Annotated in this window: 14 protein-coding genes and 1 pseudogene; 6 read left to right on the top strand and 9 right to left on the bottom strand. The window is 68.6% G+C overall.

Annotated features, from left to right (window positions below; translation table 11 throughout):
• Window positions 1–23: 23 nt before the first annotated feature.
• The 3 genes from AC07F3_RS37100 to AC07F3_RS37090 form a co-directional block, all read right to left on the bottom strand.
• The gene (locus AC07F3_RS37100) at window positions 24–557 is read right to left on the bottom strand and encodes an IS5 family transposase (protein ID WP_479119192.1); all 534 of its coding nucleotides are present in this window, start codon (window positions 555–557) and stop codon (window positions 24–26) included.
• Window positions 558–776: 219 nt separating this feature from the next.
• Window positions 777–1,757, bottom strand: a complete 981-nt coding sequence (locus AC07F3_RS37095) for an aldo/keto reductase (protein WP_479119288.1) — start codon at window positions 1,755–1,757, stop codon at window positions 777–779.
• 10 nt (window positions 1,758–1,767) lie between these two features.
• Window positions 1,768–2,730, bottom strand: a complete 963-nt coding sequence (locus tag AC07F3_RS37090; protein ID WP_479119191.1) for an alpha/beta hydrolase — start codon at window positions 2,728–2,730, stop codon at window positions 1,768–1,770.
• Window positions 2,731–2,859: 129 nt separating this feature from the next.
• Here AC07F3_RS37090 and AC07F3_RS37085 point away from each other — a divergent pair, with 129 nt between their 5' ends.
• Entirely contained in the window at window positions 2,860–3,513 is a 654-nt protein-coding gene (locus AC07F3_RS37085; RefSeq protein WP_479119190.1) for a TetR/AcrR family transcriptional regulator, read from the top strand.
• Window positions 3,514–3,924: 411 nt separating this feature from the next.
• Complete coding sequence (locus tag AC07F3_RS37080; RefSeq protein ID WP_479119189.1) at window positions 3,925–4,521, top strand: hypothetical protein; 597 nt, start codon at window positions 3,925–3,927, stop codon at window positions 4,519–4,521.
• 233 nt (window positions 4,522–4,754) lie between these two features.
• On the opposite strand, the gene AC07F3_RS37075 is transcribed toward AC07F3_RS37080, so the two are convergent.
• Complete coding sequence (locus tag AC07F3_RS37075) at window positions 4,755–5,333, bottom strand: TetR/AcrR family transcriptional regulator (protein ID WP_479119188.1); 579 nt, start codon at window positions 5,331–5,333, stop codon at window positions 4,755–4,757.
• Window positions 5,334–5,420: 87 nt separating this feature from the next.
• On the opposite strand from AC07F3_RS37075, the gene AC07F3_RS37070 reads away from it, so the two are divergent.
• A complete protein-coding gene (locus tag AC07F3_RS37070; RefSeq protein ID WP_479119187.1) occupies window positions 5,421–6,302 on the top strand; it encodes an SDR family oxidoreductase in 882 nt (293 codons plus the stop codon).
• Window positions 6,303–6,959: 657 nt separating this feature from the next.
• Here the strand turns inward: AC07F3_RS37070 and AC07F3_RS37065 are convergent.
• Window positions 6,960–7,733: an AraC family transcriptional regulator gene (locus AC07F3_RS37065; RefSeq protein ID WP_479119186.1), complete on the bottom strand. Its 774-nt coding sequence runs from the start codon at window positions 7,731–7,733 to the stop codon at window positions 6,960–6,962.
• An 84-nt stretch (window positions 7,734–7,817) separates the two neighbouring features.
• Between AC07F3_RS37065 and AC07F3_RS37060 the strand changes: the two genes are divergently transcribed.
• On the top strand, window positions 7,818–8,630 hold the full coding sequence (locus tag AC07F3_RS37060; RefSeq protein ID WP_479119184.1) for a sulfite exporter TauE/SafE family protein: 813 nt from the start codon (window positions 7,818–7,820) through the stop codon (window positions 8,628–8,630).
• 516 nt (window positions 8,631–9,146) lie between these two features.
• Window positions 9,147–9,885, top strand: a pseudogene (locus AC07F3_RS37055) (sulfite exporter TauE/SafE family protein).
• A gap of 165 nt (window positions 9,886–10,050) precedes the next feature.
• Here the strand turns inward: AC07F3_RS37055 and AC07F3_RS37050 are convergent.
• Window positions 10,051–10,977, bottom strand: coding sequence for an alpha/beta fold hydrolase (locus tag AC07F3_RS37050; protein ID WP_479119182.1), 927 nt, complete (start codon window positions 10,975–10,977; stop codon window positions 10,051–10,053).
• A 279-nt stretch (window positions 10,978–11,256) separates the two neighbouring features.
• Here AC07F3_RS37050 and AC07F3_RS37045 point away from each other — a divergent pair, with 279 nt between their 5' ends.
• Entirely contained in the window at window positions 11,257–11,916 is a 660-nt protein-coding gene (locus tag AC07F3_RS37045; RefSeq protein WP_479119181.1) for a TetR/AcrR family transcriptional regulator, read from the top strand.
• A gap of 176 nt (window positions 11,917–12,092) precedes the next feature.
• Here AC07F3_RS37045 and AC07F3_RS37040 read toward each other — a convergent pair whose 3' ends face one another.
• The 3 genes from AC07F3_RS37040 to AC07F3_RS37030 all read right to left on the bottom strand — a co-directional run bounded on the left by AC07F3_RS37040 (window position 12,093) and on the right by AC07F3_RS37030 (window position 15,478).
• The gene (locus AC07F3_RS37040; RefSeq protein WP_479119286.1) at window positions 12,093–12,854 is read right to left on the bottom strand and encodes a metallophosphoesterase family protein; all 762 of its coding nucleotides are present in this window, start codon (window positions 12,852–12,854) and stop codon (window positions 12,093–12,095) included.
• A 343-nt stretch (window positions 12,855–13,197) separates the two neighbouring features.
• Entirely contained in the window at window positions 13,198–13,959 is a 762-nt protein-coding gene (locus tag AC07F3_RS37035) for a GNAT family N-acetyltransferase (protein ID WP_479119180.1), read from the bottom strand.
• A 1,006-nt stretch (window positions 13,960–14,965) separates the two neighbouring features.
• Complete coding sequence (locus AC07F3_RS37030; RefSeq protein ID WP_479119179.1) at window positions 14,966–15,478, bottom strand: hypothetical protein; 513 nt, start codon at window positions 15,476–15,478, stop codon at window positions 14,966–14,968.
• Window positions 15,479–16,175 lie beyond the last annotated feature (697 nt).

Genomic DNA, 16,175 nt, shown 5'->3' with positions numbered 1-16,175 from the left:
AGAGTAGGTCCCGAAAGCGCTGGTCACAGCCACTCGTTGAGGGCTGCTCGGCCACGAGGTGGATCTTCGTCGTCAGGCCACCACGGGAACGTCCGAGCCCGTGATCGTCCGGCTCGGGTCGACCCCACCGGGCGGCTCGCGCTGCAGATCCCCCTTTTGCACGCGCCGGCGGCGTGCTGATGGACACGGCAGACAGCCGAGTCCACACTCACGTCCCAGGTGATCAGGCCCTGCGCATCGGCTTGCGCCTGCATCTGTTCCAGGATCCGTTTCCATGCGCTGTCGCGCTGCCAGCGGCGCAGTAGTTCGTAGACCCGGCCCCATGGGCCATACCGCGCGGGGACGTCCCGCCAGGGCGTGCCAGCGCGGGTCCGCCACCGTATCCCGTCGATCAACTGCCGACGCGTCGACGTCCGTGGCCGCCCCGACTTCTTCCTCACTGGTAGCAGCGGCTCCAGCCGAGCCCACTGTCGGTCCGTCAGGTCCCCTCGCGCCCCACCATGATCATTACAACTCAAGATCCACTCTCGCAACAGACCCCAGTGCCCCAGCAGCATCTCGTGCCTTGGCCTGGGGAGACGTCGAGCGGTAGGAGGGTAACGGGCAGGGCGTCGTGACGGATGGCTTGTGCCCGCCTGCCCTTCGAAGGAGTGCCCACGACGGCGATAGTGGCAGTGCCGGGCCATCGCCGCGAAGGGAGTCAGCGCAAGACCCGCGTGCATTGCTCCTCGCACTCCGCGTGCATGGGGCCGGTTCGTCATCGGGGTTGCTTCTTTTCATTGGTCGATCAGAGCGATGCCGTGGTCGCTGTATCGGGCCCCCTGGGCCCCGGTGTCGGGCACGGCGGAGTCGATGTCGCCGAGATCGATCGCGGTCAGGTGCAGATCGAGGGCGGCCAGGTTGTCGCGCAGGTGCGGGCGGCGGGAGCTGCCGGGGATGGGGATGACGTCGTTGCCACGGGCCAGGAGCCAGGCGAGGGCGACTTGGGCGGAGGTGGCGCCCTTGGCCGCAGCGAGGCGGGCGATGGCGTCGGCGATGGCCAGGTTGGCCTTGAGGTCGTCGCCGTTGTAGCGGGGAGCGGTAGCGCGGAAGTCGCCGGGCTCGTAGCACGTGGTGGCGCGTACGGCACCGGTGAGCAGGCCGCGGCCGAGGGGGCTGTAGGCGACCAGGGTGGCGCCGAGGCTGCGGAGCATGGGCAGGACGTCGCTTTCGACGTGGCGTTCCCACAGCGAGTACTCGGTCTGGACGGCGCTGATCGGATGGACTGCGTGGGCGCGGCGAAGCGTGTCGGCCGAGACTTCGGACAGGCCGATGCGGCCCACCTTGCCCTGCACGACCAAGTCCGCCAGGGCGCCGACGGATTCCTCGACGGGGACGGCGGGGTCGATGCGGGCGAGGTAGTACAGGTCGATGTGATCGGTGCGCAGCCGGTGCAACGAGGCTTCGCAGGAGCGTCGCAGATCAGCGGGTGAACCGGCGGGAGCCAGGCCCTCGGCGGTACGGCGGACTCCGGTCTTGGTGGCCAGCACGACCCGGTCGCGGTACGGCGCGAGGGTCTGGCCGAGGAGTTCCTCGTTTGCTCCGTCGCCGTAGAAGTCGCCGGTGTCGAACATCGTGACACCCGAGTCGAGCGCCTCCAGCAGGGTTGCCGCTGCCTCGTGCGGGTCGGCGGTGCCGTAGCTGCCGGTCATGCTCATACAGCCGAGGCCGAGACGGCACACGTCTGGGCCATCGGGTCCGATGGTGGTGGAGTGCATCATTCCTCCGTCACCGCGCCAGGGCTGTGCGGAGGAACTGGAGGATCTCCCTCTGGGCTGCCTCGGCCTGAGGTTCGACGCCGGGCAGGGTGAGGAACGCGTGCTTTGCGCCTGGGTATTCGGAGAGCTGGACCGGGGTGCCGGCCGCACGCAGCCGATCGGCGAAGCGGCGGCCGTGGTCGGCGACCGCGTCCTGGGTGGGCACCACCACGAGCGCCGGGGCGAGCCCGCTCAGATCGTCGGCGTACAGCGGCGAGACGGTGCGGGCGTCGTATCCCGGTGGGACGGCGAGCTGCCGGAAGAACCGCAGCAGCGGCAGGGCCCGGGTCGGACTGTAGGCGTACTCGGTCATCGAGGTGTAGTCGGACATCGTCCTGGTCACGTCGGTCACGGGGTTGACCAGCACCTGTGCCGTGAGCCGCAGGCCGGCCTCTCGGGCCCGGATGGCCGTCAGGGCGCTGATCAGCGCGCCGCAGCTCTCGCCGAACACGGCCGTGCGTGCCGGGGCGACACCCCACCGAGCGGCGTGCCGCACCACGTGCTCGAGCACGGCCCAGCCGTCCTCGGCTGCGTTCGCGAGTGGGCTGCCGCAGGCGAGGAGGCGGTGCTCGACTGAGACGACGAGCGCGGGCAGCCGGGCGGCGAGGTGGCTGTTGGTCCAGTCGCACTGCGCCGCCGTGCCCACGAAACCACCTCCGTGGACATGGACGACGAGTGGCAGGTCGGTTCGGGCGGTGGCCTCGCCGTCTCCCGTCGGGGTCGGCCGGTACACCCGGACCGGCAGGTCGCGGCCGGGCAGCGCGATCTTGTGCCAGTGGATCGCGGCGCCGGGGTGGGGCTCTCCCAGGATGGCCCGCGCCGCGCCGGAGGCCCGGAAGCGGTTCTCTGCGTCGCGATAGGCGAGGAGTTCCTCGGTTGTTATGGCCGAGAAGTCCGGCTCCGGCGGCCGCGTGGCCGTCGTGGTCTCACCCATGTGTCCTTCTCCCCTCCCGGCCAAGTGCCGGGTAAGTCCTCGTGGTTGAAGTGCATCGCCCTCATTATGCACGCACTGCGTGCATCATCAAGTGCATAGGTTAGACTCCAGCTTGACGAGAGGGGCGAGATGACTGGCCGACGGCGATGGTCGACCGAGGAGATCCTGGACACGGCAGCGGAACTGCTGCGTACGGACGACGCCGAGTCGTTCAGCGTGCGCAAGCTCGCCGCGGCGCTCGGGACCGACTCCTCCAGCCTCTACCGGCACTTCCGCAACAAGACCGAGCTGCTGCGAGCGGTCGCCGACCGGATCCTGCTGGCCACCATGGACGGCTACCGCCCCGAGGGTGACTGGAAGCAGCGCGTCAACTCCCTGGCCCGGCGCCTGCGTGAGGCATTCGGTGAGCATCTCCAACTCGCCGCGGTGTGGGGGCGCTATGGGTCCGGCGGCACCGGTTCCCGTTTGGTCATGGAGGAGTTGCTGCAGGCCCTGCGCGCGTCAGGCCTGCCCGACGAGGAGGTCCCGGCGCGCTACCACCGCCTCGTGATCCTCCTCGCCGCGCTGATCTCCTCCGAGGCCGGGATCAGCACGCTCACCCCCAAGGAGTACGAACAGGGCATGGAGCAGTTCCGCGTCGCGGTGCTCGGCGCCGACCCCGAGCGCTTCCCCGCCTTGGCCCACTTCGCCCGCGACATCCGCCCCCTCGGAACAGACCGCCCCGCCGCGTTCGAGGAGATCCTCGCCGCCCACCTCGCCCATATCGAGGCCCAGATCCCCTGACGTGCCGGATCACGAGTGCGATGCGCTCGGAGCTGCTGCCGTCGGCACAGTGCGGGAGGCCGGGTTCAGGAGTGGTCGTACTGGAGCGGGGAGAGCCGGGCTCGTTCAGACGGAGTCCGCCCCGCCGCCCGCCGACGGGGCGTTGGGTACTCCGGGCTCGGGGCGGAACCCGGGGACAGTGGCCACGGCTGCGGCCCATTCGAGCTGGGAGTTCATGGAGAGCTCGAAGTGGCTGCAGGGGGTAGGGCCAGGGGCCGCCCTCCCCAACTACAAGAAACGAGCCCTCACCCCTGGGCCGTCTTCGGCGGCTCGGCTTCTGTTATTGGCTGGCGCCTGCGCACTGCTGGTTGTTACACCTGGTCCATGGGGATCTGAACCGACCTTTTTGTCGCTCCCGCCGAGCCGCGCTTGTTGTCCCGGGAGGACTTCGGGCGCCTGGTCGTCGATCTGGCGCGCGAGCGGGTGGTCCGCACGCCCTGGGCGCTGATCGCGGGCGAGCTCTGCGTCAACGCCAGCCTCAACTGGGGCAGTGTCAGCGGGCAGGCGCGCTGGGACGGCGCGCCGGTCGGCAATGTGCTGCTCTCGGACGAACTCCCGGGGCCTGACAGCGACCCACCGCCGTGGGGCCCCTCACACGAACGGGCCCGACTGATCGGCCGCGGTGAGCAGATCCTCGACGTACGGAGCGCTCTGCACAGCGCTCCGTACGGAGATGAGGATGTCGCGGTCGTCTTCGACCACCTCGACTTCGGCAACCGGGCCATCCGCGACCACTTCTCGTTCGAGGACCATCGCACCATGCTCGTCTGTTTCGCCCTGGCCCGGGCGCAGAACCGGCCCCTGTCCGCCGACACCCTCGGACCCGCCGGCGGTGCTGTCCGCCCGGTGCGCACCTGCATCGTCCACACGTTCAAACACGCGATGGAAGACGGCGTCACGCCGCCACTCGCCTCCATCGCCACCCGCTACTTCGGCCCGACTCCGATCAGCGGCAGCAGTTGGGGCTGACCGGAGCCCACCGCGTCCGGCAGGGACGCCACCGCACTGATCCTCCGCCAACTTGGAGCCGCAGGTCAAAGGTCTGGCGTGATCGGCTCTCGGGGATGCTCACACTGGTCGTGGGTGACTGTCTGCGCAGTAGATCGTGCGTCAACGGTTGACTTCGAGGTTTGTCAGGACGAGCAGGGCGCGTGGGTGGCGCAGTACCCATGGCGCCGACAGGGCCCGGCCGGCGGCATCGATCAGCCCAGCGATGCAGTTGCCGCACGCAGTTCTTCCAAGGCTGCCAGTGCATGTGGCGCGAGTCCTTCTCCGTCATCACGATGACTTTCGGACCACTGGGCATAGCCTCGTTTGAACGCGAGGACTCCCAGCTCGCCCGCGAGATGCGCGGTCGATTCAGGGACACCGCGGGCGATGAGCGCGGCTGTCATGGCGGCAGCGAGACCGATGCTCTTGAGGGCGTCGCGCTCCTGAAGTTCGGTGCTGGCTGCCACCGCAGCTTTGAGGCGGGGGCCGAGTTCGCGGTTCGTCGGTCCCATGGCGCTCGATGCGCGCTCGAGGCCGGCTGCCACCGCCTGAAGCGGGCTGGCGTCCGCCGGAGCCTCGGTGATGCCGTCGGCAAGCAGCCTGCTGAGCGTCTCCTGGCCAGCGACCAGTAGCTCGCGCTTGTCGGAAAAATGCCGGAAGAAGGTGCTCTTGGTGACGCCGGCGCGCTCGGCGATCTGCGCCACCGTGGTGGCGTCGTAACCCTGCTCGGTGAACAGGTCGACGGCCGCGACGACGAGTCGCTGGGTCGCACCTGGTTGCCATCTAGCCATGAGACCAGGATAGGTGATGGGACTGTTGTCCCATCACGTGTAAGGTCAGTGATGGGACAACAGTCCCATCACTTTCGAGGAGAACTCATGCACGTCTTTGTCACCGGCGGTACCGGAACCATCGGCTCCGCTGTCGTCACCGAACTGCTCGGCAACGGTCACACCGTTCTCGCGCTGGCTCGCTCGGACAGCTCCGCGCAGGTCCTCGAGAGCGCTGGTGCCACAGTGTTGCGAGGAGACCTGGCAGACCTCGACGTCCTGCGGTCCGGCGCTGCGCAGTCCGACGGCGTGATCAGTCTGGCGTTCGGACGCGACTACGGCAGTCCGGATGCACTCGCGCAGGCCATCGCCGAGGAGAGCGCCGCTCTCACCGCGCTGGGGCAGGAACTCATCGGAAGCGACCGCCCGATCGTCACGGTCTCGGGTACGCCCTGGGTGCCGGGACGCGCCTCCACCGAGGCCGATCCGCTGCCGACCGACGGACCGGTGGGCGGTCGAGGCCGTTCGGTCACAGCGCTGCTGGATCTCGCCTCGCGCGGTCTGCGCAGCATGGCTGTCCGCATGCCGCGCACGGTCCACAACGAGGGTCAGGGCGGATTCGCCGGCCTGTTGGCTGATGCAGCGCGCCGCACCGGGGTGGCGGGCTACCCGGCCGACGGCACCCAGCGCTGGCCGGCCGTGCACGCGCTCGACGCGGCGGTCCTGTTCCGTCTGGTCCTGGAGTCGGCGCCGGCCGGGACGGCCTGGCATGCTGTTGCCGACGAGGGCGACACCGTGCGGGACATCGCCGCAATCATCGGCCGGCGACTGGGCCTGCCGGTCGAGGAGGTTCCGCAGGAGAGGTTCGGCCCCTTCGGCCCGATTTTCGCCATGGACCAGCCGGCGTCCAGCGCCCGCACCCGCGATGCCCTCGGGTGGCAGCCGACCCACCCCAGCCTCCTCAAGGACCTGGAAAACATTCAGCCCTGACGCACCCTCACTCGAAGCGGGACCGTCTGGGGCTGGCTCAACGAGTTGCTGGCAAAGGGCTCCGTATACCCGGTTCACGGGGCACACCCATTGGTCGTGGGCGGCTGTCTGCTGAGTAGATCCGTCAGCGGTTGACTTCGAGGTTCGTCAGGACGAGCAGAGCAGGCAGGAGGCGGGTGGCGCGGGCCGGATCGGTGCGGAGTTTGGTGAGGATACGCCGGCTTTTGAGGTGGGTGTAGCCGTGCTCGACCGGCGCGTGTCCGACAGCGAGGATGCGGTTGGCACCCTTTGACCTGGGGTGAGCTTGTGGGCGCGGCTGGCGGTGAAGCCATTGATGATCACGGGCTCGAGTACGTCGTTGTCCAGGCCGCGGAAGCCGAGGTCCGCTAGCGCCTCGAGACCGGCGGCGCGCAAGTGAGCCAGGACGTGGTCGTGGCGGGCAGCGGTGATGCCGTGGGTGCGGCCGGGCCGGGCCGCGGATACCTAAACCAAGCGGCCCCTTTCGTCGGTCCGTTCCTGCCCACGGCCGAATCACCTTGTCCTCCGACGTCCGCGATGCCGTCGTGGATGCCGTCGTGGCCCTTGGAGTCATGCAGCGGCGGGGGCGGTGGCGTCGGGCAACTCCCGTGGGGCGGGGATGTATCGGCGCGGCGTGGGCTACCGCCCTCGGGCACTCGTGGTGAAACGGGATGGCGGCAAGCCGAAGGCGCGGGCGAAAGCGGCGGTGAAGGCGGCTGGGGAGGCGTAACCGAGGCGGCCGGAGACCTCGGTGACGGACGCGGCGCGCAGCAGTGGAACTGCCGCGAGCAGGCGGGCGCGGGATCGCCAGACGGCGGGACTGAGGCCGGTTTCCGCGCGGAAGCGCCGGGTGAAGGCCCGTTCGCTCTGGGCCGTTCGGCCCGCCCAGACCGCGTTGGTGGCGGCGAGATCCGGTGCGGCCAGGTACTCCCGGCACAGTTCCGCCAGGTCGGTGGAGGGCGGCAGCGCGACGTGGAAGGGGAGGGGGGTGCGCGCGGCGATCTCGTGCAGCAGGAGCGCGGCGATGCATCCCTCCCGCCCCGACAGGCTGTAGTCGGCCTCGAACTCGGTGGCACTCAGCAGGAGTTCACGCAGCAGTGGTGGCACGTCCACGACCGTGCAGGTGGCGGGCCACCAGGGAATGGTGTCCGGCTCGATGTAAAGGCTCCGGGTGCTCACCCCCAGCATCCGGACCCGGTGTCGGGTGGCGGCCGGAATCAGGACGGCACGCTCGGGCGGGACGGTCCAGGTGCCCGCAACGGTGTCGACGACCATGACCCCGGTGGCGCCGTAGAGGAACTGTGCGCGGCGGTGCTCGTGCCAGTCCAGCAGGTGGCCTGGCGGGTAGTCGGTGCCGATCGGCAGGACGGCCCGTTCCACGTGGTCGACTGCGTCCAAAGAAACGTTCCTCACCTCACCACCGTACTGGCCGAGACGCGAAGGAACGGTGCCGATCTTCGCACGCGAGAAGGGCTGCGGCTCTGGTCGGATGGCCCCATGGACGTTGTGATGTTGATCGTGATCGGACTCCTCACCGGGGTGACGACGGTGTTGTTCGGGTTCGGCGGCGGGTTCGCCGCGGTCCCGGCGGTGGTGTGGGCGGACGCCGCGCTCGGCGCGGACGCGATGCGGGTGGCGACGGCCACCTCGGCCCTGGTGATGGTGGTGAACGCGGCGTTCGCGACCGCCGTCACACCCCGGCAGGTGCTCGGCTCCCTCCGCGGCAGCACCGGGCTGCTTCTCCCGCTGGCGGCCGGCGCCTCGGCCGGTGCGCTCGCCACCCGCCTCGCCCCACCGGCGCTGGTGGCCTGGCTGTTCGTCGCGTACGTGGCCATCACCATCGTCGACCTGCTGCTGCGGCCCGGTTTCCTGCGCCCCCGCACGCGCATAGCGGAGCCGGCAGGCGGACCGCGTCCGCTGCCGGCCGTTCTCGGCGCACCCATCGGCGCGGTCGCAGCTTTCCTCGGCGTGGGAGGCAGCGTCATGACCGTCCCCGCGATGCGGCGCGCCGGGCACACGATGCATGTGGCGAGCGCGCTGGCCAACCCTCTCACCTTGGCCATTGCGCTCCCCGCCACCGCGGTCTCGCTCATCGGCGCCCAGCTTCCGTCCTCCGCCGGTGCACACGTCCCCCTGGTGGGCCTCGTCGACCCCCGTGCCGCCGCGGCCCTGCTTGCCGGCGCCCTGCCGGTCATCGGAGTGCTGCGTCGGCGCCCGCCGCGCATCCCCGACCAGATCTACGCCTGGGCATACATCGGGCTGCTCACCGTGGTGATGGCGGCGATGTTGCTATCGGACCTCTCACGGTGACGGCGTGAGAGGTACGGGACACGGGCCAGTCACAAGACAGTTGCCGGCGCGGCTCTGCCCTGGCGCCGCCAGTAAGTGACGGGAGAGTTGCATCCGCCTCAGCCGGAACTGCCGTCGGCCAGATGATGAAGGACGGGCTCTCATCCTGTGACCGGGCGCGCACCGAGGATGCATCGCGGACCGCAGCTGCACCCCGTGGCGAGTGGAGAATCAGCCCTTGTCGGGGTTCTTGATCGGCGACGTTCTTCCTGGATCACGTTCGCTACCACCCGCATGTCGGACGGCATCTTGATGAGGAGCGTTCGATGTTCACAAGTCACGACAGCACCCGTGTCAGTGCGTGTGGTTGCCGGAAGCCCGAGCTCAACAGCTCGGGCTGGGCGCGTCCGTCACATGACGCGGGATGATCGTCCCGGCGCCAGGGGACGCGACGCGACCGGATGTTCCGTGGTCAGCGGGCCGCGTCACCGATACGGCACTGTCGGCCGGCGACAGCAGACGCAGGGGGCGAATGGCGTGACCGCCCTGATCCTGGCCCTGATTGCAGGAGCCGTCGTCGGCCTGATGCTCGGCGCGCGCGCTCGGCGGCGGCAGTGTCTTGGCGGTGCCCGCCCTGATCCATCTGCTCGGCTTCACCCCCGCCTCAGCCGCCACCGCCAGCCTGATCATCGTCACTGCCACGTCTCTGACCGCCCTGTACGCGCACGCCCGGGCCGGGCGGGTGCGGTGGAAGGCGGGAGCGGCATTCGCAGCCACCTGGATTCTTCCGGCGGCTGTCGCTGGGGCCGCCTCCGGCCACCTGCCGCAAGCCGTCCTCACCCTCGCCTTCGCCGCCACAGCCACCCTCTCCGCCATCAAAATGCTCCGGCCCGTTGACACCGCCCGCCCCAAGGACGGCGGTGTACGGCCGGGCAAGGCAGCCGGAGCCGGTGCCGCACTCGGCACGCTGACCGGACTGATCGGTGTGGGCGGCGGCTTTCTCGCCGTCCCCGTCCTGGCCTTCGAAATGGATGCCGCAATCGGCACGAGTCTGCTGATCATCACGGCCAACTCACTGGCCTCCCTGGCCACTCGCTCCGGCACCGCTGCGTCGGTCGACTGGGCGCTGATCGGCCCGTTCATCGGAACCGCGCCCCTGGGCGCCTGGGACGGCAAGCGCATAGCCGCGAAGGTCTCCGCGCCCCACTTGCAGCGCATCTTCGCCGTGGTCCTGCTGGCCGTGGCCGCCTTCATGCTCGCCGACGCCGTGACGTGACAGCAGCCGAGACCGACGAAACCGTTCCAGGCGGCCCCGTATCCGCCCGGTATTCCCGGCCGCCAACGCGCCCTCCCCTCCGGTTTGCTGCTGGCGCGCTGAGAACCATGCCCGCGGCAAGAGTCCCGCTCCATCCGCCGGAGCGACGGGCAGGCATGAGGGACGTCAGCCAATGCCGTCGATGAAGTCGGTCATCGCGTCAGTGACGGCTTCGGGTTGCTCATCGGGGATGAAATGTCCGGCTCCTGCGATGGTGGCTCCGGTGATGTTGTCGGCCCATGGGCTGATGGAGGCTGCCATGTCCGGGATGGATCCGTGGCTGCTGGATATGCCGAGGATGGGCACGGTCAGGTGCTGCCGGTTGAGTGCCTGATGGTTCTTGCGGGCGGACTTGGCGGCGTCCCGGTAGTAGGCGAGGCAGGCGTGGAGGCCGCCGTCGGCCGCGAGGGCCGCTGCGTAGTGGTCGAAGTCAGCATCGTCGAAGGTGCCGGGGGCGAGGGCCTTCGTCTTCAGGAACCAGGCGACATAGTCCCGTTCGCGGCCGGCGAGCAACGTCTCGGGCAGATCGGGCACGAGGTGGAACGCGAAATGCCAGGTCTTCCATGCCTGGGCCGGGTCGGTGGGAATCGACTGCGGGAGGGTGATGCCGGGAATTCCGGCATCGAGCAAGGCGACCCCGCGCAGTTGGGACTCGTGGTTGAGGGCGAGGGAGAAGGCGACCCAGGCACCGATGTCATGAGCGGCCAGCCAGTACTGCGTTACTCCGAGCGCCTGCACGGTGGCGTGGACGCGGGCGGCAACCGTGTGGGTGTCGTAGCTGCCCTCCGGGCGCTCGGAGTGGCCCTGGCCCGGGAGGTCGATCGCGATGACGCGGAACCGGTTGGCGAGGCCGTGCATGACCTTTTGCCAGGCCCGCCAGGTTTGCGGGAATCCGGCGAGCAGGACGAGTGCCGGGCCGGTTGGCCGTCCACCTTCGACGGTGTGAAGGCGGACGCCGTCCGTGTCGACCCAGCGATGGGTGAATCCGGACCGATCGTGCAGGGGCAGGTCGCGGACGGGGTTGCTTTCGGAGATGGTCACGGGATTCTCCATCGGTTCTGTGGTGTGCTGGGCCGCCGGATCACCCGACGGCCAAGCCCGCGGGGCGGGGCAGATGACGGGGCAGCCTGCGAGGTGATCGAGGTCCAGATCGTTCGGGGAGCCGCGGAGAAGCGCACGGCTGGGGAGGGGCAGGCGTCGCTGTCTCACGGTGCGGGGGACGCCCGGTCATGATCACACCGGAAAGCTAACACATCTTGAACTGATTAGTTCAAGATAGAATGGGGGGCAGCAGGATCGAGGACACCAACACAGCGGCGAGGGAAGTGCCACGTGGCAGGCAAGAAGCAGTTCGACATGGACACCGCGCTCGACGCCGCGATGATCCAGTTCTGGCGCGCCGGCTACGCCGACACCTCGGTCGACGACCTGTCCCGGGCAACCGGCCTGAACCGCAGCTCGATCTACTCCTCGCTCGGGGACAAAGACACGCTGTTCCTGCGCTGCCTGGATCGCTACGCCGTGCGCTACGGCGACAAGTACGACGCCGCCCTGTCGTGCGCAGCCTCCGATCCCCTCGCGGCTGTCCGCGCATTCTTCGACGTCACCCTCGCGCGCATCGCCGATCCCGAGCTGCCCGATGGATGCCTCATCGCACAGTCCGCCATGGCGATTCCGATGCTCAGCCCAGCCGTCGCGGCGCACGCCAGGCAGGCGCTCGGCTTCCAGCGCCTGCGCCTGCGCACCGCGCTGAGCGCCGCCCGCATGACCGATCAGGCCGCCGATGCCTTCGCTCTCCACACCGCGGCCGTCAACCAGTCTCTCGCTGTCATGAGCAGAGCCGGGGCAAGCCCGGCCGAGCTCCGGACCGTAGCGGACGTGACCGTCCGCGCGCTCTCGCAGGCGTTGCACTCGTGCGACTCAGTTCAGGACTCAGCCGTTGGCCATCAGCAGCACGAGCTCCCGGCTGGTGTGAAGTCCCCGCGCAGCTGACTGCTGTCAGCGCCTCCGTCGCGGCGGCGCACCTTATTTCTTCCCAAGCTCCCTCGCGGGCAAGGGATTCGGCGGATAGAGGACGGGTCCCCCTACGCGATAGCCGTGAGAAAGGGGTGACCTGCGAGGACGGACGGTGCCTCGGTGCTGCCCGCTGTCGTGGAGGGGAGCGAGCATCACGGGCTGTGGTCACGCCCGTCCCGTGGGGCGAAGGCTGCGAGGGCGTCGGCGTCGGTCGCGCGAGCGTGCAGGAAGTAGTCGGCCCACTCCGTGATTTCAGGGTAGGACGAGTCCTGGCCGAGCTGGGTGGCTGCGGCTTGGAGGTCGAAGTGCGTGGTGCGGAGTTCGACGCCCGGGCCCAGGAGAGCCCAGTGTGCTCCGGTTCGCCCATAGGGCATGCCGATGCTGCCGGGGTTGATCACGAGCCGACCGTGGGCGAGGCGGACGAACGGCATATGGGTGTGGCCGCAAACGACGGTGCGGATGTCGGTATCGAGTCCGCTGAAGACTTCCTTCCAGCGGTCAAGACGGGAGTCGACCAGGACGACCTCCTCGTCGTCGCGAGGGGTGGCATGGCAGAACAGCACCTTTCCCAGGCCGTTCAAAAGCAGGGAGCGGGATCGTGGAAGCGAGGCGAGAAGGTCGAGATGGTCCTCGCGGAGCTGGTCGGCTGCCCAGGGGCCGATCGGATCGGGGATCGTGTCGCGCTGGCCCCGGCGGTATTCAAGAAGTTCACGGTCGGCGTTGCCACCGATCCAGATGACGCGATCGCCGAGGCTGGTCAACAGGTCAAGAACCTGGGCCGGTTGCGGGCCGGCGGTGATGTCGCCGGTGAGCACGATGTGATCGGCGGTGCTGACGTCTGGTTCGGCGAGCACTGCCTCCAGGGCCGGCAGGACTCCGTGAATGTCGGACAGGACGGCTACTCGGTTCAGCATGGTCACCACAGTGCGGGGGAAGGCAGCGGGGCGGCATGCTCTTTCGCCCGGCGCGTAGTTCTTCCTGGGGGCTCCGGCCTCGGTGGCGATGCGTGTCGTGCCCTTGTCGGCGATGAGCGGAATCCGGCCCGGTGACATCACTGACGAAATGATCCAGGCCCTGCACACGGCCAAGCGGCAAGGTCTCCAGAAGGACGTGCGCGCGCCCTCGCCGCCAACATCTGACAGCCACCAGTCGGAGTTCCCCAGTGGCGGACGGATAGTGGAGAGTTGCCCGGCCGCCATCGAACACCCTGCGTGAACGTCACCCAGAGGTGCCTTGGCCGGGTACGCGCTGATGTCGCTAGGGAGCCATGCGAGCTGCGGCGAAGCGACGCTTGACCATGCCAAGGCGTTCGTAAGCGGCGACGGCCGGCGCGTTGTCCGCGTTCACCATGAGCGCGGCACGTCCGAATCGGTTGACCAAGGCGTCCAGGACGAAACCGCAGACGGCCTGTGCCAGCCCACGGCCTCGAGCGTCGGGGCGGGTGACCACTCCGGCCATGAACCCACAGCCAGTTGCCGACCACGCGTCTGCTGCGATGGCCATCGGCACACGGTCCGCTGAACCGGCCACGCTGCCGAGAATTCCGGCCCAACGGTGCACCCCGCTGCGCCCCGGCTGGGCGTAGGAGTCCGGAAAGAAGCGCTCGAACAGCATCGCCCCACCCTTCTCCTGCCGGGCGTCCAGCCACTGCGCACCTGGTTCGATGCCGGTGGGACGATCTGCGCTGTCCATCCAGAAGAACTCATGAACCGGAACGAGGCCAGGCATATGCTGCACCAGAGCGGCCATCGACTTCGCTTCCCCGAAGGGGCGGTACGACGGGCCAACCTCATCCAGCACTCGCCGCGCCAGGCGGACCGCGTCGGCGTCATCACCCGTAATTGCGAGCCGGTCGCGCTGCGAGAGATCTGGGCTCGTCACTGCCAGAGCACGTCCAAGGCGCCACGCCCGCACGCCTGGACCCAGAGCGCCGTCACTCTGCCCTTGGGCAGCCCAGATCGCCTGTCCGTCATCGCCGGCGACCTGAATGATGTCGCTCAGTCGTACAAGTTCTTCCACACGGTGTATCTATCAGCCGACCTTCGACACCGCAGTGACGCATCACTCATCAACAACCGACTGCGACTTTCCACCTGTCCATACGTGGGCAATCCGAAGCAGCCGCCGACACCCGTTCACGCCGGGCTGGGCCGCGGCCACTCTCATCCTGACCCAGGCCGACGCCGTCGCTCACCCCGCGGACGCAGCCCAACGCGCGTTGGACCTCCTCCAGCACGTCCTCGCCGCACCCCTGCGCTGCACCGCGCGAGATCGCCCCACCCTCGACAGGCAACTCGCCAGCCACAGCTCGGCCCCAGGTGCTGAACTGCGCGAGAAGCTGTGCACCTTGCCGCCCTCCATCGATGCCGCCACAGCCTGGCGTTGAACCGGCGTACTGCCCCGTCCGTCTTGAGCTCATGGGCGCCTGTGCCTCGCCTGGCTCCAGGCGGAACGGCCGCCGCCTGGCACCGGACGACCCTCTCATATGCAGACGATGACGCCAGCGAGGGCTGCTTCGTACGGAGCGGTGAGTGCTCCCACCTGAGCAGCCCGGAAGACGCTGCCCAGTTCCTCCAGGGCGAGACCGGCGCAACTATCGGGCTCAGGTGGATAGGAGCCTGGTCCGTGAGGGTGCGCCGCCACCTGTAAGGACAGGATCTGCTGTCAAGGACAGTCCCTGCGGCTCCCCACCGCCCGCAGCTGTTGACCAGCAACGACACAGTTGGCCGGCAAGCAACGCCGGAGGCAGAGCTCGATGTCAGCGGGCGGCGTGCTACCCGCGAGGGCTGCCTCCGGTGAGCTCTTCGCCACGCGCTTGAGTCCGCCAACACAGCAGACCGCTCAGGCCGATCCTTCTGACGGAGCCTGACCGCTATGAGCCGAACCGCCCATCGGACTCTGCGCGGGCTTCGACATCCACAAGCTGTGCGGGAGGCGCTGGCTTCACACGCCGCCCTCACCGCGATCACCCGAACGCGACTCCCGTTCGATCAACAAGCTCCATGATCGAGACGATAACGGCTCTTTACAGACTCGCCGTTGCGCTATATGCCTCGCTGGTGAACTGCCCGTTCCCAGTGCTGTCGAAGTATCCAAGAATCGCGCCAGATTTCCATTGGCCGGCCTGGTAGGGCGCCGTAACGGTGACATAGCACGATGTGCAGTTGCGTTTGGTCGTGTTGTTCTGGCTGACGTTGGATCCGTAGAAGTACAGGGCCGTTCCGAACGACAGGGTGGCCGCGTTGCTGTTGCAGTAGGCCCAGACCGTGGATGTCACGCCGGCGGCGCCGTGGTACGGCTTGCCGGGGCTGACGGTGCAGGTGAGTACGGCCACGGAGGGCGCTGACCTGGTGACGGTCACTGTGCTTCCGCCCACCGTCATGGTCGCGCTGTTCTTGCCGGCCGGCACGCTGATGGTGGCCGCGTGGGCGGAGTGGGAGGCGGTAGACGGAGCGGCCTGCGCGCCGGGGGCGCCGATGAACGCGACAGCGGTCATCGAGGCCACGCCGAACAGGCAGCCCAATATTTTCGTGCGCATGCAACCTCGATCCAGAGAGGGGGGACTGGGCACCGTGGTCAACGGTCAACCGCCGCAGCTCAGCGCTTGATTGGCGTAGAACGGCCGAGCACAACATGCGCAAATGAAGGTGTTAGTTGTAGGGCAAGCGCCCCAGGAAAAAGTTCACGATCTTCACCGGCCGACCACGAGCAAGATTCTGCGGCATGGACTCAGGGGCGTCCATGCCGCGCCGTGATATTTCAGGCCATTCTGTTTCCGAAAATGCTCTCGCCTGAGCCGTGCGCGCCGCGGTATCGACGGCGACGGTCCGCCGCCCCTATCCGTGCGGGTCTGCTCGCCGACAGGGCGGACGGACTGTCCGGCGTACGGTCCCAGGCGTGCGGGCTACATCGTTCCTGCCGCACTCCTCCGCCTGGCCCAACACCGCGTCAGCGTCCTGTTCGCGATACCCCGCGACGGAACCATCTACGAACCCCGAACCCCCTCGCCTCGCTTGAGGAAGCACGTGGAAGCCCCGTTATGTTCTCCATGGCTCCGCAACGGAGCCGCTGGCCTCCGGGCCCGGCATGACTTGGTCCCCCTGTCCGAGATGACCTGGGGGGTGGTGTTCACCGGGCTCGGGGGTGTTCGTCGGAGACGCTGATCAGAGGTCCGGCCACCGTCCGGTCCGGCGCAACGCCGGACGGTTCGCGGGCGGCAGGTCTGCATAACGTGG

It is taken from the genome of Streptomyces sp. NPDC045846, assembly GCF_056431605.1.
Note: the sequence above shows the minus strand (reverse complement) of the source record. Positions and strands in the feature narration are given on the sequence as shown.

Coding starts and splice junctions, on each gene's coding strand:
- AC07F3_RS37030 (WP_479119179.1), bottom strand. CDS start 15,478: ATGCGCACGAAAATATTGGGCTGCCTGTTCGGCGTGGCCTCGATGACC.
- AC07F3_RS37070 (WP_479119187.1), top strand. CDS start 5,421: ATGCACGTCTTTGTCACCGGCGGTACCGGAACCATCGGCTCCGCTGTC.
- AC07F3_RS37100 (WP_479119192.1), bottom strand. CDS start 557: ATGCTGCTGGGGCACTGGGGTCTGTTGCGAGAGTGGATCTTGAGTTGT.
- AC07F3_RS37060 (WP_479119184.1), top strand. CDS start 7,818: ATGGACGTTGTGATGTTGATCGTGATCGGACTCCTCACCGGGGTGACG.
- AC07F3_RS37075 (WP_479119188.1), bottom strand. CDS start 5,333: ATGGCTAGATGGCAACCAGGTGCGACCCAGCGACTCGTCGTCGCGGCC.
- AC07F3_RS37085 (WP_479119190.1), top strand. CDS start 2,860: ATGACTGGCCGACGGCGATGGTCGACCGAGGAGATCCTGGACACGGCA.
- AC07F3_RS37090 (WP_479119191.1), bottom strand. CDS start 2,730: ATGGGTGAGACCACGACGGCCACGCGGCCGCCGGAGCCGGACTTCTCG.
- AC07F3_RS37040 (WP_479119286.1), bottom strand. CDS start 12,854: ATGCTGAACCGAGTAGCCGTCCTGTCCGACATTCACGGAGTCCTGCCG.
- AC07F3_RS37050 (WP_479119182.1), bottom strand. CDS start 10,977: ATGGAGAATCCCGTGACCATCTCCGAAAGCAACCCCGTCCGCGACCTG.
- AC07F3_RS37095 (WP_479119288.1), bottom strand. CDS start 1,757: ATGCACTCCACCACCATCGGACCCGATGGCCCAGACGTGTGCCGTCTC.